At 72.5% G+C, this 19,308-nt stretch carries 18 protein-coding genes; 6 read left to right on the top strand and 12 right to left on the bottom strand.

The features are described 5' to 3' along the window. The first annotated feature begins 3 nt into the window (after nt 1–3). Nucleotides 4–927, top strand: a complete 924-nt coding sequence (locus V3N99_06700) for a 2-hydroxyacid dehydrogenase (protein MEO3936433.1) — start codon at nt 4–6, stop codon at nt 925–927. A gap of 41 nt (nt 928–968) precedes the next feature. On the opposite strand, the gene V3N99_06695 is transcribed toward V3N99_06700, so the two are convergent. Together V3N99_06695 and V3N99_06690 are read right to left on the bottom strand one after the other, a co-directional pair. Next, nucleotides 969–2,015, bottom strand: coding sequence for a glycosyltransferase (locus tag V3N99_06695; protein MEO3936432.1), 1,047 nt, complete (start codon nt 2,013–2,015; stop codon nt 969–971). A 7-nt stretch (nt 2,016–2,022) separates the two neighbouring features. After that, nucleotides 2,023–2,883: a glycosyltransferase gene (locus V3N99_06690; protein MEO3936431.1), complete on the bottom strand. Its 861-nt coding sequence runs from the start codon at nt 2,881–2,883 to the stop codon at nt 2,023–2,025. A gap of 722 nt (nt 2,884–3,605) precedes the next feature. Between V3N99_06690 and V3N99_06685 the strand changes: the two genes are divergently transcribed. Next, nucleotides 3,606–4,643 carry a magnesium transporter CorA family protein gene (locus V3N99_06685; GenBank protein MEO3936430.1) on the top strand — a complete coding sequence of 346 codons (1,038 nt, stop codon included), beginning with the start codon at nt 3,606–3,608 and terminating at the stop codon, nt 4,641–4,643. Here V3N99_06685 and V3N99_06680 read toward each other — a convergent pair. The 7 genes from V3N99_06680 to V3N99_06650 all read right to left on the bottom strand — a co-directional run bounded on the left by V3N99_06680 (nt 4,610) and on the right by V3N99_06650 (nt 10,860). Further along, nucleotides 4,610–5,428: a hypothetical protein gene (locus V3N99_06680; protein ID MEO3936429.1), complete on the bottom strand. Its 819-nt coding sequence runs from the start codon at nt 5,426–5,428 to the stop codon at nt 4,610–4,612. The genes V3N99_06685 and V3N99_06680 overlap by 34 nt on opposite strands. Before the next feature lie 101 nt (nt 5,429–5,529). Next, nucleotides 5,530–7,137 (bottom strand): CYTH and CHAD domain-containing protein, encoded by a 1,608-nt coding sequence (locus V3N99_06675; protein MEO3936428.1) that lies wholly within the window; start codon nt 7,135–7,137, stop codon nt 5,530–5,532. Between the two features lie 74 nt (nt 7,138–7,211). Continuing rightward, nucleotides 7,212–8,291: an ArsO family NAD(P)H-dependent flavin-containing monooxygenase gene (locus tag V3N99_06670; protein MEO3936427.1), complete on the bottom strand. Its 1,080-nt coding sequence runs from the start codon at nt 8,289–8,291 to the stop codon at nt 7,212–7,214. Beyond that, nucleotides 8,288–9,103 carry a polyphosphate kinase 2 gene (ppk2, locus tag V3N99_06665; protein ID MEO3936426.1) on the bottom strand — a complete coding sequence of 272 codons (816 nt, stop codon included), beginning with the start codon at nt 9,101–9,103 and terminating at the stop codon, nt 8,288–8,290. The genes V3N99_06670 and ppk2 overlap by 4 nt, the downstream gene beginning before the upstream one ends. A gap of 146 nt (nt 9,104–9,249) precedes the next feature. Next, entirely contained in the window at nt 9,250–9,717 is a 468-nt protein-coding gene (locus V3N99_06660; protein MEO3936425.1) for a DUF1003 domain-containing protein, read from the bottom strand. A gap of 139 nt (nt 9,718–9,856) precedes the next feature. Continuing rightward, nucleotides 9,857–10,141: a hypothetical protein gene (locus tag V3N99_06655; GenBank protein ID MEO3936424.1), complete on the bottom strand. Its 285-nt coding sequence runs from the start codon at nt 10,139–10,141 to the stop codon at nt 9,857–9,859. Further along, on the bottom strand, nt 10,138–10,860 hold the full coding sequence (locus V3N99_06650; protein ID MEO3936423.1) for a sigma-70 family RNA polymerase sigma factor: 723 nt from the start codon (nt 10,858–10,860) through the stop codon (nt 10,138–10,140). The genes V3N99_06655 and V3N99_06650 overlap by 4 nt, the downstream gene beginning before the upstream one ends. Before the next feature lie 160 nt (nt 10,861–11,020). Here V3N99_06650 and V3N99_06645 point away from each other — a divergent pair, with 160 nt between their 5' ends. The 3 genes from V3N99_06645 to V3N99_06635 all read left to right on the top strand — a co-directional run bounded on the left by V3N99_06645 (nt 11,021) and on the right by V3N99_06635 (nt 14,811). After that, the gene (locus tag V3N99_06645; GenBank protein ID MEO3936422.1) at nt 11,021–11,500 is read left to right on the top strand and encodes a redoxin domain-containing protein; all 480 of its coding nucleotides are present in this window, start codon (nt 11,021–11,023) and stop codon (nt 11,498–11,500) included. Then, entirely contained in the window at nt 11,497–12,258 is a 762-nt protein-coding gene (locus V3N99_06640) for a hypothetical protein (GenBank protein ID MEO3936421.1), read from the top strand. Before V3N99_06645 ends, V3N99_06640 begins: the two co-directional genes overlap by 4 nt. A gap of 114 nt (nt 12,259–12,372) precedes the next feature. Then, on the top strand, nt 12,373–14,811 hold the full coding sequence (locus V3N99_06635) for a hypothetical protein (GenBank protein ID MEO3936420.1): 2,439 nt from the start codon (nt 12,373–12,375) through the stop codon (nt 14,809–14,811). 27 nt (nt 14,812–14,838) lie between these two features. On the opposite strand, the gene V3N99_06630 is transcribed toward V3N99_06635, so the two are convergent. The 3 genes from V3N99_06630 to V3N99_06620 form a co-directional block, all read right to left on the bottom strand. Beyond that, complete coding sequence (locus V3N99_06630; protein MEO3936419.1) at nt 14,839–15,228, bottom strand: J domain-containing protein; 390 nt, start codon at nt 15,226–15,228, stop codon at nt 14,839–14,841. Between the two features lie 27 nt (nt 15,229–15,255). Continuing rightward, nucleotides 15,256–15,759, bottom strand: coding sequence for a hypothetical protein (locus V3N99_06625; GenBank protein ID MEO3936418.1), 504 nt, complete (start codon nt 15,757–15,759; stop codon nt 15,256–15,258). A gap of 211 nt (nt 15,760–15,970) precedes the next feature. Continuing rightward, complete coding sequence (locus V3N99_06620; protein ID MEO3936417.1) at nt 15,971–16,852, bottom strand: SGNH/GDSL hydrolase family protein; 882 nt, start codon at nt 16,850–16,852, stop codon at nt 15,971–15,973. 168 nt (nt 16,853–17,020) lie between these two features. On the opposite strand from V3N99_06620, the gene V3N99_06615 reads away from it, so the two are divergent. Continuing rightward, complete coding sequence (locus tag V3N99_06615) at nt 17,021–19,297, top strand: EAL domain-containing protein (GenBank protein MEO3936416.1); 2,277 nt, start codon at nt 17,021–17,023, stop codon at nt 19,295–19,297. Nucleotides 19,298–19,308 lie beyond the last annotated feature (11 nt).

Genomic DNA, 19,308 nt, shown 5'->3' with positions numbered 1-19,308 from the left:
CCCATGACCACCACGACTGTCGTCTGCCTGCCCGACGAGAACGCCGCGACGATGCTGGGACCGGTGCCCGACGGGGTGGAGGTGCTCATCTGGGACGGCACCGGACCCCGCCCCGACCGGCTCGCCGAGACGACGTTCTGGGTGCCGCAGGTCGAGGACGCCGACGCGCTCGACGAGAAGTTCGCCGCCCTGCCGGCGTTGAAGGTCGTGCAGCTGACCAGCGCCGGGGTGGAGGACGTGCTCGGCCACGTGCCGGACGGCGTGGTCCTGTGCAACGCCAGGGGTGTCCACGGCACGTCGGTGGCCGAGCTGGTGCTGGCGATGATCCTCGCCTCGCAGCGGCGGCTGCCGCACTTCCTCGATGCGCAGCGCGAGTCGCGGTGGGACCTCGTCGAGGGCGACGACCTGCGCGACAAGCGGGTGCTCGTCGTCGGGGCGGGCGACCTCGGTGACGAGACGGCCAAGCGGCTGCGAGCCTTCGACGCGGTGCCCGTGCTCGTCGCCCACAGCGCCCGCGACGGGGTCCACGCGACCGCCGAGCTGCCCGACCTGCTGCCGACGGCCGACGTGGTCGTCCTCACCGTGCCCCTCACCCCGGCCACGACCGGGATGGTCGACGCCGACTTCCTGCGGCTGATGCCCGACGGCTCGATGCTGGTCAACGTCGCCCGCGGCAAGGTGGTCGACACCGACGCCCTGCTCGCCGAGCTGGTGTCGGGCCGGCTGCGCGCCGGTCTCGACGTCGTCGAGCCCGAGCCGCTGCCCTCCGACCACCCGTTGTGGCAGGCGCCCGGGCTGATCCTCACCCCACACGCCGCCGGTCACGTCCGGCAGGCGGGCCCGCGCGCCTTCGCGCTCGTGGCCGCCCAGCTGCGCCGCTTCGTCGTCGGTGACGACCTGGTCAACGTCGTCGGCGACGGCTACTGACGTCACCAGCAGCGCTGGACCACTGTGGACACGGCCTCTGGTCAGGCGAAGGCGGTGAAGTTCGGGCCGAGCGTGTCGAGCCAGGCGGCCGGGTGGGTGGCCACCGCGTCAGCCCCCGGCCGTGCCCGGGCCGCCTCCACCGCCTCGAGCAGCGCCGCGGCGGTGCGGTCGGTGGAGTAGCGCTCGAGCACCCAGGCCCGGTTGGCCGTATGGAGAGCCGTCAGCTCACCGGCCCGCTGCACCAGGTCGACGACCCGGTCGCGCAGCAGCAGCGGCCGCTGGTCGGGGACCCGCCAGACGCCGGGGGCCTCGAAGAGCTCGGCCCCGCCCCCGCCGTCGTAGCCAGCCACGAGGCAGCCCGAGGCCAGGGCCTCGGCCACGGGCAGGCCGAAGCTCTCGCTGTGCCCGAGGGAGACGAAGACCGTTGTCCCGGAGAGGATCCCGGCCACCTGGGCTTGTGGCGCATCGACCAGCTCGACCAGCTCGACGCCGGCCAGGCGGGGGTCGTGGCTCAGCAGCTCGCGCAGCAGGGAGGCCTCCCGAGGACGCTTCCTGGGAAACCACGTGACGCGGGTGGGCTGCTCGTGCTGCCGGGTCTGCTCGTCGGTCGGTCGGCCGGGACGGAAGAGCTCGCCGTCGACGCTGTTGGGCACCAGGGCCACGGTCAGGTGCGGCAGGGTGGCGGCGAGCACGTCGCGGCTCTCGTCGCTCACGGCCCACACGCCGGGGGGCAGGGCCCACGTCGGGAAGTCGGGCGCCGAGCGCCCGGGGGGTGACGCGGCATACGTGTAGAAGTGGTTCTGGTTGAAGATCACCGTGCGGGCACCGGGGGCCGGGTCGCGGCCGGGCACGGTGGGGGTCTCGGGCACGACCAGGAGGTCCTGGGGGCCGATGGGGATGGTCGTGCCCGTGACGACCGGCAGGTCGGGGTCGAGCCAGCCGGGCCGGTCGGCGCCGCCGGGCAGCCACAGCCAGGCCTCGATGCCGTGCTTGCGCAGGAGCCCCACGTGCTGGGTCATGACGTGCACGCCGCCACTGCGGTGCGGGGTGGCGAAGCCGGCGTAGAGCACGCGACCGGTGCTGCTCATGCCCGCCTCACGTCGTGGTCGAGGCCACCGGCTCGAGGTACCACGTGGCGGCACTGCCGGTGTTGTGGGCCGGGAAGGAGTCGGGCCCGAGCCCGGCCCGGGCGCGCCACCCCCCCGGCCACTTGGCGTCCATGCCGTCGAGGATCTCGGCGCGGTTGAGCTCGGACGGCTGGCCGGTGCGCTCCATGGTCGCGCGCCGCAGGTGCGAGACGTAGGCCCGCTCGGTCACCAGGCACCGCAGCCCCGCCTCGCGGACCCTCAGGGCGAGGTCGATGTCGGAGCCGTAGCCGTGGCGCGGGAAGGCGACCTCGTCGAGCCCGCCGATGTCGAGGACCCGGCGCGCCGCGAAGGCGAGCGCCGTGCCGTCGCAGAAGGGCACGTCGCGGACCACGTCGCGGCCCTCGTAGTCGGCGGCGGTCGGAGGGATGACGTCGGCCCGCTGGTGGATCCAGAAGTCGTCGTAGCAGGCGGCCACCAGCGCCACGTCGTCCTCGAGCTCAGCGGGCCCGATGAAGGGCGTGACGAGGCCGTCGAGGAAGCCGGGTGACAGACGGGTGTCGTTGTTGAGCACGACGCACAGGTCGAGACCGTCGCGCACCGCGGCCCGCAGCGCCCAGTTGGCGCTGCCGATCCACCGCAGGTTGTGGCCGGGGCGGTGGACGGTCACCCGGGACCCGGCGGCACCGGGGCTCCGGAGCGCGGCGGGGACGACGTAGTCACCGCCGTTGTCGACCACGACGACCTGCACCCGGAGGTCGTCGAGGCTCCCGTCGCGCGCAAGGTCGGCCAGCACGTTGTCCGTCAGCTCCGGAGAGCCGAAGGCCGGGATGGCGACGAGGCTGGTGGGCTGCCAGGGGGTGGTGCTCATGCCCACCAGTGTGCGGGATCGGCCTGAAGAGAGGGGTCAGCGGCGTCGGCGAGGTGAGCGGGGTCGGGGCAGCAGGCAGGGCGCATACCTCCTGCCTACCCTGTGGGCGACCGTCTCGCGCGGCTGGTCCGTCCGTGCCGGCAGGTGAGGGGAGGCTCTTTGTCGGATTTGATGGTCTTTACCGTGTCTTTACCGTATGCTGATGAATGTCAGGCAAACGGCCGTGGGGCCGCCAGCCTGATGGGGATGAAGATCACCGGAGACGCACCGTGGGGGTGCCGATCCAGGGCCGGCGAGGATGTCGGCCTGACCGCACCGAAGGACAGGGGTGCCGCACCGTGGGGGTGTCGGCGCCCCTGTTTTTCGTCGTCCCCGGGCTGTGGCCCGACGGATCGGGGCGGCGGGCCCTGAGGAGGCGGTGGCGGCTGGCCGCTCGTCGACCCGACCGGTATGTCCGGAAGATGCCAGTGACCGAAATAGGGTCTTTACTCACTTTACTGTTCCTTTACCCGTATAGTTGTGAGTGTCAGGAGCACAGCCGGTGGGGACCGGAGCCTGACGGGGAAACCCGTGCTCGGTCCGTCCGTGGGGGACGGTGCCCGAGACCGCCGGCCGGGGGGCCGGTGCCGCAGGGGGACGACGCAGGGCGCCTGACCACCGTGGGGGTGGACAGGCGCCCTTCGTCATGTGCCCGCGCCCGACGGCTGTGGCACGCTGACGGCATGGAGGACCAGGGCGGGGACGCGGGGCCGGTGCGGGGCCGGGTCTGGCGGGCTGGGGTGCTCGAGCGCACCGAGTTCGCCTTCGACGCGATCGACGACCTCCTGGCCGAGCCTGACGTCCTGGTGTGGGTCGACGTCTGCGACCCGAGCTCGCGCGTGCTCGACGACCTGGCGGTCGAGCTGTCGCTCGACCCGCTGGCCGTCGAGGACGCCGTCTCCCACGGCGAGCGCGCCAAGGTCACTCGCTACTCCAGCCACATCTTCCTCACCGCCTACGCAGCCGTCATCGCGTCGAACCCGTCAGACCCCTCAAGCCCGTCGGGCGCGTCCGGCCGCCCCAACCTGCGGCTGAGCCGCGTCTCGGCGTTCGTCCTCCCTCGAGGCATCGTCACGGTGCACGCCAGCGACGGCTTCGACATGGACGAGGTCGTGAGCCGGTGGGACGAGAACGCCGACCTGCTCAAGCACGGCGTCGGTGCGCTCGTGCACGGACTGCTCGACATGGTCGTCGACAGCCACTTCGAGGCCGTGCAGGTGCTCGACGACCGCATCGAGGCGCTCGAGGACGTGCTCTTCGAGGAGGAGTCGCTCAGCCATGCCGTGCAGCGCCAGACCTATGGCATCCGCAAGGACCTCGTCGCCCTGCGCCGGGTGGTCCTGCCGATGCGCGAGGTCGTGAACGGCGTGCTGCGCCACCGCCAGGAGCGCGGGGCCCCCACCGAGCTCAACCCCTGGTACGACGACCTCTACGACCACGTGCTGCGCGCGACCGAGTGGACGGAGTCGCTGCGGGACATGGTCACAACCATCTTCGAGACCAACCTGTCGCTGCAGGACGCTCGACTCAACACCGTGATGAAGAAGCTCACGAGCTGGGCCGCGATCATCGCGATCCCCACGGCGATCACGGGTTTCTTCGGCCAGAACGTGCCCTACCCCGGCTTCCAGCAGCCGTTCGGCTTCGAGCTCAGCACCGTCTCGATCATCGTCATCGCGGGGCTGCTCTACCTCACCTTCAAGCGGCGCGGCTGGCTCTGACGTCGCTCGTCGGGTGAGGGGCGCATGGTCGCCACGCTGACCGCCATGAGCGCGACGAGCGCGAGCCCGACCCAGCCCGACCCGAGCCCGACGCCGTGCTCGGCAACCGGCTTGCCGAGCCAGTCGGCGACGGAGGCGCCGAGCGGGCGGGTGAGCACGTAGGCGAACCAGAACGAGAAGACCGGGTCCCAGTGCAGCAGCCGGTAGCCCAGCACCGGCACGAGGATGGCCACGGCGAAGGCCACGATCGACACCGGGTAGCCCAGGTGCAGCGTCACCGCGGTGAGGTCGCCGAGCGCGGTGCCCATCGCGAAGGTGAGCACGACAGCGGCCCAGTAGAGCAGCTCTCGCCGCGTGGTCGTCACCTCGTGGACGTCGCAGCTGCCCTCGCTGCGACGCCAGTAGACGAAGAGCCCGCCGAGGAGGGCGGCGCACAGCGGGAAGGACGCGGCGTACGGCAGGCCGAGCACGACGTGCGCGACGTCGGCGGCCATCGTGCCGAAGACGCCGACCATCGCGACCGCGGTCCAGTAGACCCAGGGCAGGTAGCGATGCCGGGTCAGCTGCACCGCGAGGGCGGCGACGAAGGCCACGAGGCCGACGAGCACCGCGAGCACCGGCGGGGCAGCGCGGATCGACCAGTCAGAGACCGACTCGCCCATGGCGGTCGACAGGGCCTTGGCGACCCAGAACGCGAGGGCCGGTACGGCGACCCGGGCGGCGGCGGGCAGGGCGTCGGTCCCTCTCGTGCGGGTCGAGGGACGGGAGTCGGGGGTGGCGCTCACTGCCTCATCCTCGCGGGCGCCGGGCATCGGCGGCGACGATCCTCGTGGATGTGGGGCGAACTCCCAGCAGGTTCGCACGTGACGCCCGGGGCCGCGGCCCGCTACCGGTGCGCCAGGAGAAGCCCCCCGAGCCGTCGTCGCAGCACCTTCCGCAGGTGTCTCAGGTCCTGGTCGTAGGCCTCGACGGCCCTCGCGGCGGCGGCCCGCTCGACCCGGCTCACGGCGTCGTACGGGGTCAGGTCCTCACCGGCCGTCCTGGCCTGCGTCGTCAGGTCACGCACCACCTGTCGGGCGACGACGGCGTCCTGGTGGGCACCCAGCGACTCCTGCACCCGGGTCGCTGCGCGGGCCACCTTGCGGGCACGCTTGCCGCAGACCGGGGTGACCGACTCGGCGGAGTAGCGCAGCTGCTTGGCCCGCTTGCGCACCTCGTGGAGGGCGACGTCGCGCCCCGGTGGCAGAGCGCGCCCGGCCCGGCGGCTGGCCCGAAGGAAGCGCCGGGCGTCGCGGGCGAGCAGTCCCGGCACGAGGGTCTTGGCTCTCGCCGCGGCCTCGGGCCGGGCGGGAGGCAGGGTGGCCAGGGTCTCGAGCTCGTCCAGCAGGTGGTGGTAGCGGTCGGAGGTGACGGCCTGGGCCGTGTGGGCCTGGCCGGTGCCGGCCAGGCGGCCGAGGTGCGCGTCGATCCTCGCCGCGGCGGGTCCGCGATCGAGGCCGCCGGGGAGGGCTGCGAGCTCTGCCTCCAGCCGCTCGCGCAGCACCTGCGCATCGCGAGCGGAGCCGAGCATCAGCCCCAGCCAGCGCAGCTCACGGGTGCACTGCGTGGTCGCCCCCGTCTCCAGCACCGGCTCGAACGTGCGTAGCGCGGCTCGCAGGCGCCGGGTCGCGATGCGCATGTCGTGGACGGCCGTGGGGTCCCCGGCAGCGACCCCGTCCGCCTGCGCCGTGAGGGCGTCCAGCTGGGAGTGCAGCCGTGCACCCAGGACGTCGCTGGCCGAGCGGTCGTGTCGCCCTCTGCGGTGGCCCCGTCCGGGCCGTCCCGGGTGCGTGATCGGCAGGCGGTCGCCCAGGGCGTGGGCCAGCTTGGACGCGAAGACGGGGGGCTGGGCGCCCCCGGCGATCAGGGCCGTCGAGGTGGCCGCCAGCAGGTGGCGGTCGCCGTCGGCGAGCTCGACCTCCCACTCGCGCCAGTGGCTCGTACCGGGGGTCGTGCGGTCGGGGCGCAGGGTCGCCCCGACCGTCTGTGCCGCCCCGTGCCCGGACGACGGTGGGGTGTCGGACACCACGAGGTCGTCACAGAACCAGGCGAGCACGCGCCCCGCCCCGTCGAGCAGGGGGGTCTCGTCGCGGTGCGTGTCGACCCGGGCGACCACCTGCAGCGGGTGCTCGAGGACGAGGTGGCGCACCAGGTCCACGAGGGCCTCCGGTGGGGCGGTCGCGTCCCCGAGCTCGCACGCGTGCTCGGCTCGACCGTCGACGCCGGCGCCGACCTTGAGGTGCCACCCCGCATCGGTGCCCCCGGTACGACGCCGCAGGGTGATCTGGTGGCGCGCGAGGTGGTGGCGGCGGGTGTCCCAGTAGTCGGCCGCGAGGTGGAAGGTCGAGGTCGGCCCGGCGGCTTCCACGCCGGGCAGGTGCTGCAGGTCAGGCGGGCTCGAATCGTAGGGCACGTCGAACTTGCGCTCGATCTCGAGGTGGCTGGTGGGCGGCATAGCTCATCCTGACTCGGTCTCCGGGGGAACAGGGAGGGCCGGAAGTCCCCCCGTGCGTGCCCGTCGTGGTCCTCTCACCCGAGCCGGTTGACGATCTCACCGACCGCGTCGCGCGCCGTGCGCCCGACGCCGATCAGGGTGGCGGAGGCCGGCCCGGTCCAGTCGCCGTAGCCGACGAGGTGCAGTCGGGGCTCGTCCCGCGCCCGGGTGCCGATGGTCAGGGGGTGGCCGCCGCGCCGAGCCAGCCCGAGCGACGCCAGGTGGGTGAGGTCGGGTCGGAAGCCGGTGCACCACACGATCACGTCGGCAGGCACCTCGTGACCGTCGGGGCCGACCACCCCCGTTGCGGTGACCCGCTCGAACATCGCGTGGGTGACCATCGCGCCGCGGGCGCGGGCCTCACGCACGGAGGCGACGGCGACGACGTCTCCGAGGCCGGCAACGCCACCGGGGTCGGGTCGGCCGGCGTCGAGGGCCTTGCGGCGGGCGGTCGCGACGTCGAAGAGCACCCGACCGTCGACGTCGTCGGGCAGGAATCGTGGTGCTGTCGCCGTGCACCAGGTCGTGTCGGCCACGCTCGACAGCTCGGCCACCACCTGGGCGCCACTGTTGCCGCCGCCGACGACGAGCACCGTTGCCCCGGCGAAGGACTCGGGCCCTGCGTAGGAAGCGCTGTGCAGCTGCCGGCCCGCGAAGTCACCTGCCCCGGGCACGGTCGGCACGAAGGGGCGGCCCCAGGTGCCGGTCGCGCTGACGACGACTCGGGCGCTCCATACGCCGGCGGGGGTGTCGACGAGGAGGCGCCCCTGCGGGTCGTCGTCCTCGCGGCGGACGTCGTGGGCGCTGAGCCCGTGGTGGACGGGCAGGGCGTAGTGCGTCTCGTAGTGCGCCAGGTAGTCGACGACGTGGACCGCCGCGGGGTACTCCTCGCCCGAGGGCGGCATCGGGCGCCCGGGCAGTGAGGAGTAGGCGGCAGGGGAGAAGAGACGCAGCGAGGGCCAGGTGTGCTGCCAGGCCCCACCCGGCGCCGGGTTGGCATCGATGACCGAGAAGCCGTCACCTGCGACGAGACCGGCCCGTCGCAGGTGGTAAGCCGTGGCGAGACCGGCCTGACCGCCGCCGATGACGAGGACGTCGGGGCGGGTGGTGCTCACGCCTCGAGCGTCGCGGCGTGGTCCGGCACCGGCTGCTGCAGCGACCGCTCGGTGCGCACGTAGCCCTGCGAGGGCGGTCGCTTCGGCAGGACCAGGGTGGGGGCCTCGACCTGCTCGTAGGGGACCTGCGAGAGCAGGTGGGCGATCATGTTGATCCGCGAGCGGCGCTTGTCGTCGCTCTCGACGACGTTCCACGGCGAGGCGGCGATGTCGGTGTGCACGAGCATCTCGTCCTTGGCGCGGGAGTAGTCCTCCCAACGGGTGATCGACTCGACGTCGGTGCTCGAGAGCTTCCACCGGCGCATCGGGTCCGTGAGACGCGACTCGAAACGCTTCTGCTGCTCGGTGTCGCTGACCGAGAACCAGTACTTGTGCAGGCGGATGCCGTCCTCGACGAGCATCCGCTCGAAGATGGGGCACTGCCGCAGGAAGCGACGGTGCTCCTCGGGGGTGCAGTAGCCGAGCACCCGCTCGACGCCGGCGCGGTTGTACCAGCTGCGGTCGAAGAGCACGATCTCACCGGCGGCCGGCAGGTGCTCGACGTAGCGCTGGAAGTACCACTGGCTGCGCTGTCGCTCGGTGGGCATGGGCAGGGCGACGATGCGGGCGCGGCGGGGGTTGAGGTACTCCGCGACCCGCTTGATGCTCGAGCCCTTGCCGGCAGCGTCGCGCCCCTCGAAGACGACGACCACCCTCTCGCCCTCCCGTCGCACCCATTCCTGCATGGCGACCAGCTCCCCCTGCAGGCGCAGCAGCTCGGCCTCGTAGGCCGTCTTGTCGAGTCGGTGGCGGGTCGTGCGGTGGGCGGACATGCCCTCAGGCTGGGGCAGGCCCCCCGTTGGCGCAAGCACCGAGGTCCCCGGCGGCCCGTGACCGGCGACGGCGACCGGCTCGTCGCTGCCCTCGACCTCGTCGAGCAGCCCACGCCGACCACGTCGAGCACTGGTGTTGCTTGCGCCTAACCGCGCTCGGTGCCGTCCGCCGGGGGAGCCTCCAGGAGGCGGCGGTGGAGCTCTGAGGTGAGCACGTGGATCTGCCGCGTCAGGTCGGTGTTGGTCTTCAGCTCCATCTCCTGCTCGACGAAGTCGTGGTCGGCCTTGGCCTGCGAGAAGGCCGCCTGCCGGTTCTGGCCGATCATGACGAAGGTCGACAGGAAGATCGCCTCGAGCGACACGACGAGGGTGAGGGTCGGCCACGGCGACCGCTCGATGACGAGCATCCAGATGGCGAAGGCCACCGCATGCAGGTAGACGAAGGGCATCGACCCGGCGAACGCGGTGACGGCGTCGGCGATGCGCAGCTGGAGGTCCGATCGGCGGGCGGCGCGAAACCGCTGCACCATCGGGTGCTGGGCGTGCTGTGCCTGCTGGGCACCGGGGGTGCGGTCGGGCGAGCGAGGGGACGAGTCGGCGGGCACAAGGCTCATGCGTTCCAACGTATTCCTCGGGTGGCCGCACCGAGACGGGGGCGGACCGCCCCCGCGACCGGCGCTGACCTCGGCGGCCGGTGTCTTCGACCGGGTTCTCGGGGGAGGTTGACTCAGGGTCGGTGAGGTCGGCTGCTGGCTACCCGTCAGCCGAGTCCACTGACTCTGGGTCGACCTCGCCCGCATCGGTAGCCCAGCGCGCGGTCTCCCCTCCGACGGCGTGGATCAGGCCCTGGTAGTCCTCGTCGCAGGGGCCACAGGCGAGCAGGTGCGCCAGCAGCCCGGGATACCGTTCGGCCGCCTGCTCGGCCCCGGTCAGGAGCACGAGGTCGACGTAGAGGTGCAGACCGCCGAGCGCCTCGCCGCAGCCGACGTCGCGCGGGTCGGTCGACAGCAGCCGGTCGAGCTCGGTGGGCCAGGTCATGGTCGCCTCGGGGTCAGGGTCGGCGGCATCGGCAGCGGGTGGTCGCCCGCCGGGTCGGCCGCGCCCCCAAGGTGGCCCTGGGCGACCAGGACGGCACGGATCTTGCGCCGGGCGTCGAACATCGTCTTGTAGATCGCGTTGCGGTTCGAGTCGAGGTCGAGCACCACCTCGTCCAGCGGGCGGCCGGCCAGGACGATCGCGGTGAAGACGACGCGCTGCCGGTGGGTGAGGTCGTCCTCGACGCACGTGCGCACGGCGGCCAGCAGGTCACGCTGCTCGACGGCCTCCGCGGGCCCGAGCCCCAGCCGGTCGGGCAGCCGCTCCCAGTCGTCGGGCTCCATCGCCGCGGTCGGACGCCGCCAGAAGTGTCGCGCCAACTTGGTCGAGACCTCGCGGACGACGAAGGCGTAGGCCCAGGTGGTGAACCGGCTCTCGCCGCGGAACTGCTCGAGCTTGGTCAGGACGGCGAGCAGCGCGTCGTCGGCGGCCTGCTGGGCGACGTCGTCGCGCTCCGGCCCGGTCAGCCGCAGGGTGCCGTTGCGGCGGTGGACCTCCCCGCGGGCGATGACGACCAGTCGTGCGTGCAGCTGGGCCAGCGCCTGCTCCCGCCGGGCACCCGGGGCCGAGGACCGGAGCGCCGGCACCCAGTCGGCATCGCTGTCGATCTCGAGCACCTGGCCAGGGTCCAGCGCGCCGGCTGGCTGCGCGGGTGAGGGCATGGGCCGATGCTACGGGGTCCGGCTCGGACGGCACCCACCGCTGAGATCCCCACCCCTCAGGGGTAAGACGTCGGCCCGTGCCGCCGCTAAGCCCACAGGAGACCCCGACCGGCGGTCGCCCCCCGACCCATCTCCCCGACCCCCCAAGGAGCCCACCCCGATGACCCTGCTCGCCCCCGGTGACCTGTTTCCCGCACTCACGATCACCACCGACGCCGGCCCCGTGCGCCTGCCCGACGACCTGGGTGGCCAGTTCGCCGTCGTCCTGTTCTACCGCGGGTCGTGGTGCCCCTACTGCAACGCCCAGCTGCGGGCCTTCCAGCGGTCGCTGGAGGCGCTGGGCGAGGCCGGCGCGCGGGTCGTCGCCCTCTCGGTCGATGACGAGGCCACCACACGAGACCTCGTCGCGAAGCACCACCTCACCTTCCCTGTCGGGTATGCGGCGGACGCGTCCGCCGTCGCCGCGGCGACCGGGGCCTTCGTGGACCCCGAGCGCGGCTTCCTGCAGTCCACCGGTTTCGTCCTCGACCCTGAGGGCCGTGTGCTGGTCAGCGTCTACTCCAGCGGCGCGATCGGGCGGCTCGTCCCCGAGGACGTCGTCGGTATGGTCCGCTACGTGCGCTCGCAGGCCGCCGGATGACCGCCACGTCAGCCTCGGCGTCCGCTACCGAGGACTACGACCTGCGGTTCTACTTCGACCCCGTGTGCCCCTTCGCGTGGATGACGAGCCGGTGGGTGCGCATGGTGGCGCAGCAGCGGGACTACCGAGTGGACTGGCGGTTCATCTCCTTGCGGCTGCTCAACGCGCACCTCGACTACGCCACCCACTTCCCGCAGGGCTACGACGACGGACACTCCGCCGGTCTGCGGCTGCTGCGGGTCGCGGCGAGGATCCGGGCCGAGCACGGCCGTGAGCAGATGGGCCCGTTCTACGAGGCGGTCGGGGCTCGGGTCTTCGACGACCCGGCCGCGGCCGACGACGCCACCCACGGCGGCTACCGCGGGACCCCCGCGTTCCTCGAGCCCATCCTGCTCGAGCTGGGTCTGCCGACCGGTCTCGGTGCTGCACTCGACGACCCGTCGTGGGACGAGGAGATCCAGGCCGAGACCGACGAGGCCCTGACCCTCACCGGTCGTGACGTGGGCACCCCGATCCTGCACGTCGACCCACCTGGCGGGGTCGCCTTCTTCGGCCCCGTCATCAGCCGACTGCCCAGCCCTGAGCAGGCGGTGCCGTTGTGGGACAACGTGCTCGGGCTCGCGCGCTTCCCCGGCTTCGCCGAGCTGAAGCGCAGCCTGCGGGAGCAGCCACAGCTCGCCAGCTTCGGGGTCACCACCAGCGACGTCGGCCTCCAGGAGGACTGGCACCAGGGCAGCAGGCTGGCGCCCACCGACTGACTCCACGGGGGCCGACACCTCTGCTGGGGCACCACGCCCGGAGCGCTATCGTCGCCATGGTCGCTATCGTCAGAGGGAGACAGTGCTGGCGACGACGCGCAGATGAGGCCACCGATGACGACATCCGGGTCGATCGAGCTGAGGGTGCACGGCGTCTCGGGCACGCCGCCCGACTCCCTGCTCGACCGGCAGGAGGTCCACCGGGTCGGCGGAGACAACCGGGCCGGCTTCTACCGTCCGAGCCTGACGATCCAGTCGCGGGACACGACCCCGAACCCGCCGTTCGCGCAGGAGCCGGCCGACGCGCCCCAGCTCGAGGGCTACAGCTGGGGCGGTCTGACCTCCGGGTCGTCCGTCCGGGCGCTGTGGCTGGCCCTGCTGCCGTTCACCCTCGCCAACCTCGCCGTGCGGGCCCGCCCCGACACCCCGCCCGAGGGCGTGGCCTGGCGGCTGGTCTGGGGCAGCTCGCGGGTCGTCGCCCTGGGGCTGACCGCGCTCTTCGTGCTCACGACGGTCGGCATCGGTGACGCGATCGCCGGGGCCTGTCCCGCGGCGGGTTGCGACGGCACACCTGCCGTCCCGCTGGTGAGCTGGGTCAGCCGCCTGCCGCCGGGGTGGCAGATGGCCGCCTCGTCGCTGCTGCCGGCGCTCGCGGTCCTGGGGCTCTGGGCGATCAGCCAGCGCACCCTCAACCGCTACGAGGCGGTGACCGCCGTCGTCACCCGCCGGTCCGGGCAGGAGGCCGAGCTCGACACCGTCCCCGCCCCCCGGCTCGAGGAGAATCTCGACAGCCTGGGCATGTGGCACAACGCGATGGTGGTGCGGACGCTGCGCGCCCGGCACGTGCAGCTCGGTCTGTCGCTCGTCGTCCTCTCGCTGCTGTGGGGGCAGTGGCTGTCTTACGTCGTCGGCGCCGTGGCCGCGCTGGCCCTCGGCGTCAGCGTCTGCCGCACTCCCGGCCGGCCAGCGCCCCTCGACCCCGCGACCGGTGAGGAGCGCCGGTCCCGGGCGCACCTCGTCCCGTGGGTCCTGCTCGTCGTCGGAGCCGTGGTCGGGGTCGTGCGGGTGGCCGGGATGGACGACGGCGCAGCCAGCGCGGCCTTCGGGCGCACCCGGGCGGTCGCCTTCGACCAGCTGCTGGTCGGCGTGCTCGCCGTGCTGCTCGTGAGTGTCGCGGTGCTCGCCGTGGTCAACCTGTGGTGCCGTCGCAGCGCCGGGCCGGGCGGCTCACCGCTGACGCCGATGACCCCGCAGTCGCACGCCTGCGGCGGCATGGCGACGACGTGCTTCACCGTGCTCGCCGTCTTCCTCGGCACCGTCTACTCCGGCGCGTTCTACCTGTATGCCGTCGCCTACCTCACCACCGGCTCACTGCGGCCCAGTCTCGACGAGGTCGCCGAGAGCGAGGGCAAGGTGGCCGTGTCGGTCGTCATCGAGATCGGAGCCATCGCCACGCTCGTCGGTGTGGTCGTCCTCCTGCTGGTCGCGAGCGTCGCTGGGGCGCTCGTCTTCCGCGGCTACCGTGCGGCGGGCAGCGGGGACGACCCGGTGATCGACGAGTTCTTCGAGGACGACTTCGGGGTGCCGCCGACCGACCCGGCCGAGCAGCCGAGGACCGCCCAGGTGAAGCAGGCCATCTTCATCGGCTCGCTCGTCGACCGTGGCCCCTCGCTCATCGTGATCCTGGCCTTCGGTGGCGTGCTCAGTGCGGCGCTGGCCGCCGTCGTGGTGGTGGTCGGCAAGCCGCAGCGTGGGCCAGCCTGGTGGCGGTGGGTGCTCGATCCCGTGCACCTGCAGGCGGTCGGTGCCTACGTCGCCGTATACGGGCTGATCCTGCTCATCGCCCTGGGGGCGGCCGCCTTCCGCGTCGACCGCACGCGGCGCCTGGTCGGCATCCTGTGGGACGTCGCGTCGTTCTGGCCGCGGACCGTGCACCCCCTGGCCGCGCCCTGCTACGCCGAGCGCGCCGTGCCCGACCTCGTGACCCGCACGAGCTGGCTGCTGCACGGCGAGAACCGGCGGGTGGTGCTCGCCGCCCACAGCCAGGGCACCGTCCTCTCGGCCGCGACGATGTTCCACCTCATGGCGCTGGAGGGGCCGCGGGTGGTGGGCGACACCACGAGCCGGGTCCCCGAGGTGCGCCTGCTGACCTTCGGATGCGTCCTGCGCCGCCTCTACGGCCGCTACTACCCGGTCTACTTCGGCCCCCGGCGGCTGCAGGCCCTGTCGCAGGAGCTGACGCCAGCACCGCTGTCCCACCGCGACGCCGACCCCGGTATGCCGCCCCCGGCGGTCGGGGGGTGGCTGAATCTCTGGCGCTACACCGACTACCTTGGTGGCCCGGTCACGAGCGGCCCACCCCACCTACCCCGCTCAGCCAGCCTCGCTGCCGCGACGACGGTGATGCCCTCGTGGGAGCGGCACCTGCGCGACCCCTGGCGCCTGGCGCGGGTGGAGGGGTTCACGACCTACGCTCCGCCCAAGGCCCACACCGACTTCTGGAACGACGAGTCGGGGGCCTACCAGGTGGCCGTCCGCGACCTGCTCGCGTAGTCCGCCCGCACCTCGATCGGGAGCGGGTCAGAGGAAGAGCGTGACGAGCGGGGCCTTCGGTGCCGTGCCCGACGCATACGGGCTGCTCGGCTGTGGCCGCCAGACGGACGAGCGCGCCCGGCGCAGCGAGGCGTAGGTGAGGTCGTCGTGGGTGGCCTCGCGGGGCGGTGTCGCAGGAGCCGCTGGTGCGGGCGCCGACGGTGCCGCGGGCGCTTCGTGACCGGCGTCGTAGTCGGCTCGCCGCTGCGGGTTGGAGAGGGCGCAGTAGGCCTCGTTGACGAGGTCGAAGAGGGCAGGGGAGCCGCCGACGTCGGGGTGACAGGTGCGCAGCAGCCGTCGGTAGGCGCTCCGGAGGTCCTCGGAGCCGGCGTCGCGGGCGACGTCGAGGATCTCGTAGTAGTCGTGGTCTGCGCGCATGGCTCCCCCTCCCGCCGGCTGATGGCCTCACGACCGTCTGGTGTCTAGATTAGGGTGAAAGACGCGGGAATGCAGCCGAAGTGATGAGGTAAGAAGTCCCGTAAGCACTGGAGGGCTGGTGGTTTCCGCCAGCCGGAAGGGGGTGGCGGCTCGGGCGCGGACGCGGCTCCGGTGCCGGTCGACTTCCATGCCGCGACCGTCACCGTGCAGGTGCGCGAGATCTTCAGCGACAACACGACCAGCACCGGCAGCACCGTGACGATCGAGGGCATCACCCGTCCGCTGCCGGCACAGCGGGTCGGTCGCGTGCGCAGCGCCCGGGTCGGGGACCTCGACCATGAGCTCGTTCATCGCGCACGAGATGAGGCAGCCGTCGTTCTCGACCAGCGCCGGCAGCTCGCGCCGGCGGTCGGCCTCGCTCCACGCGTAGGCCCCGGAGATGTCGGGGACGAGCGCGCACGACCAGCCCGGATGCCGCGAGCTCCGCGCGGAAGCGGGTGTCGCCGGACCCGACCCGCGCAGGATCACCATGCCCCCCCGCCATGGATCTGCAGGACGCCGGGCAGGGGCCCGGTGTCGGCGGTGGGACGCACGAGGTGGAGCGTGATGTCGCACAGAACTCGAGCAGCGCGTCGCGCGGGGCCTCGGATCCGACCGTGCGTCGGTGCCCAGGTCGAGCTCGGGGCGGCCGAGCCGGCCCGGCAGAGGGGAGGCCGCCCGTGCCTGCCGGCCGGGGCGCGGGTCAGAGCCCCAGCTGGAGCAGGGTCTGTCGGGCCATGGCGCGCTCACCGGTGGCGTTGGGGTGCACGGGGTAGGCGTTGACCGGTGCGACCGCGGGCTCGATCCACCGCTGGTAGGCGGGCTTGCAGGCGTCGTGGCCGAGGGAGCTGCGGGACAGGTCGATGTAGTGGGCGCCCGTCTGCTCGGCTGCGCGCGCGAGCACGGAGTTCATCACGTCCTGCTGGTGGTTGAGCCAGGGGACGTCACCCATCGAGATCGGCACCGAGGGGTAACAGGTCAGCTCGCCGGTCAGGGGCAGGATCCGCGGGTACCCGACGATCACGACGGTCGCATTGGGGGCCTTCTCCATCACGGCGGTCAGCGCAGCGACCAGGTGGGGGTAGGTCTGGTTGCGGATCTTGGAGACGAAGCTGTTGCCGTACTTCTGTTCGCATGGGTTGCCCAGGACGTCGGTCGACGAGATCGCCGCACATCCGAAGAAGGAGTCGACGAAGACGCCCTCGTCGTTGCCGCCGATCGTCATGGTCACGAGACGGGTGCTGCGCGTCACCGCATCGAGCTGCGGGGCGACCCCGGGAGCCTGCGCCCCGAAGAAGTCTGAGGTCCGGGCGCCGCTGCAGGTGACGTCGGTGAACGAGGAGGGCGTGGTCTTATTGGCGATGATCTCGGCGAAGTTGCGCTTCGAGCGGCTGCAGGTGGCCGGCGCGCCAGGGAAGAGGGGGGTCACCCCGGCGGCTGAGGAGTAGCTGTCGCCCAGGGCGACGAAGGGCGAGGTCGTGATGGCGGGGAGGTCTGGCGCGGCCGCAGCCGGACCGGCGACCGCGGCTGCCACGCCGGCGGTGAGAAGGGCGACTGTGAACACGCTGACGGTGCGACGCATCATGAACTCCGTTGTTTGTGAGGTGCCATCAACATACCGTCGCCGGCTGACATGCGTGGGTATGTGTCGACGCAAGAGGCGGTGATCTCGCCGAAAGGGCTTCAGTCGCCGACCCCACTGGTCGATGGAACGGTCATGGTGACTGCGTGGCGTGTCTATGCCCTGGCGGGCGTGGCTGTGCTGTGTGGCTACCTCCTGCTCCCGCTCGGCCTCGTGCGTGACGGCGTCTACCTCGTCGTGGGACTCAGCTGCGTCGCAGCGATCGGTGTGGGCGTGCGCCGTCACCGGCCCGAGGGACAGGGGCCGTGGTGGTGGTTCGCTGCAGGATGGATGCTGTGGACCGTGGGCGACACTGCCTACAGCTGGCTGGGCGACGTCATGGGCGTCGAGGCCAGTCCCTCGATCGCCGACGCCTTCTATCTCGCGGCCTACCCCCTGCTCGCGGTCGGCGTCGTCAAGCTCGTCCTGGTGCGGCGACCGCGCTCGGCGCTCGGTGGCGCCCTCGACGCGGCGGTCGTCGGCGTCGCGATGGGGCTGCTGGCGTGGGTGCTGCTGGCCGGCCCCACCCTGGGCAGCGATCTGCCGCTTGCCGAGCGCATCATCGGCATCGCCTACCCGTCCGGCGACATCCTCGTTCTCGCTGGCATCGCCTGGTTGGTGACCTCGGTGCGCTCCAGACTCCCGTGCTACCGCCTCCTCGTCGCCGCGATGCTCGCTCTGGTCGTCGGCGACGTCGGCTTCACGATGGAGTCCTACGGGCTGTTCGCCGATCCGCACGCCGCCCTCGACCTGACCTGGCTGCTCGCCTACGTGCTGTGGGGCACCGCGGCCCTGCACCCCTCGATGGCGCGGCTGAGTCGGCCGTCGACCGTCTCGGCGCCGACGATGACCGCCCGACGCCTCGTCGCCCTCTGTGGGTCGGTCCTGGTGGCACCGGTCCTGCTCGCCGTCCAGACGGTCACGGGTGGTGGCAACGTCGACGTCTGGCCGTTCGTCGTGTCCTCCACGGTGATGTTCGTGCTGGTGGTGCTGCGCATGGCGCTGGCCATCCGCGACGCGGCACGGGCCATCAGGGTGGGCGAGGACCTGAGCGCCTACCTGGCCTATCAGGCGGCCCACGACACCCTGACGCTGCTGTCCAGCCGGGCCCGGACCCTCGAGCTGCTGGGCGTCGCGCTGGAGCGATCGGCCGGCGTCGGGACCACGATCGCGGTGATCTTCCTCGACCTCGACCACTTCAAGCTGGTCAACGACACCTACGGCCACTCGGTGGGCGACCACGTGCTCCAGGTGGTGGCCCAGCGCATGCGGGCCGCCGTGCGCGCCGGTGACGTGGTCGGCCGCCTCGGGGGCGACGAGTTCATGGTGCTCGCCGAGGATGCCGACGACCTGGCCTCGGTGCTGTCGCTGGCCTGGCGCCTGGTGGCCGCGATCGGTGAGTCGATCCAGGTGCCCGGCACCGGCCAGGTCCTCGATATCGGGGCCAGCGCAGGATTGGCCCTCAGCCGTGCGGGTCAGACCGATGTCGCCGGCCTGCTCCACGAGGCGGACGTCGCCGCCTACCGGGCCAAGGGGGCCGGTCGGGGCGGCGTCGAGGTGTTCGACGAGACCCTGCGTCGCGAGCTGGCCGAGCGCCACGAGCTGGGCGCCGCGCTCGAGCAGGCGCTGGCCCTCGGTGAGCTCGAGCTGCACTACCAGCCGGTGCTGGCCGCCGGGACGGGGGTGCTGGCCGGCTTCGAGGCGCTGGTGCGCTGGCAGCGGCCGGGCCACGGTCTGCTCGGGCCGTGCGCGTTCATCGAGTTCGCCGAGCAGTCCAGCGCGATCAACCGGATCGGGTCGTGGGTGCTGCGGGAGGCCTGCTGCCAGCTGGCGGAGTGGACCCGCCAGGATCCGCAGCGGTACGACGCGACGAGGATGTCGGTCAACATCTCGGGGCGGCACCTGCGCGACGCCGTGCTGCTGGACGACGTGCGCAACGCCCTGGAGGCGTCCGGGCTGGCGCCGGAGCGGCTGGTGGTCGAGGTGACCGAGACCGTGCTCGTGGACGTGCAGGAAGTCGGCGAGCGCCTGGCGGCGGTGCGCGCGCTCGGCGTCCGGCTGAGCATCGACGACTTCGGCACCGGGTACACCTCGTTCGGTCAGCTGGCGACCCTGCCTGCTGACGAGCTGAAGATCGACCGCAGCCTCGTGACGGCGGCGTCGCCCGGACGCACCGACCTGCTGCGCCTCATCGTGCACAGCGCGCACGCCTTCGGGCTGCTCGTCGTGGCCGAGGGCGTCGAGGACGCTGACCAGCTGGCGCTGGTGACCGAGGTCGGCTGCGACCTCGTGCAGGGATACCTGCTGGGGCGCCCCGCGCCTGTGGACCCCGCTCCTGCTGAGCTGGGTCCTGCTGAGCGGGGGATGACGTCGCCCGTCGCCTCCTCGCCGCGCGCGTCCTTGGTCTGAGGGCTGTGCCT

The organism is Dermatophilaceae bacterium Soc4.6 (assembly GCA_039889245.1).
GTDB lineage: Bacteria > Actinomycetota > Actinomycetes > Actinomycetales > Dermatophilaceae > Lapillicoccus.
Note: the sequence above shows the minus strand (reverse complement) of the source record. Positions and strands in the feature narration are given on the sequence as shown.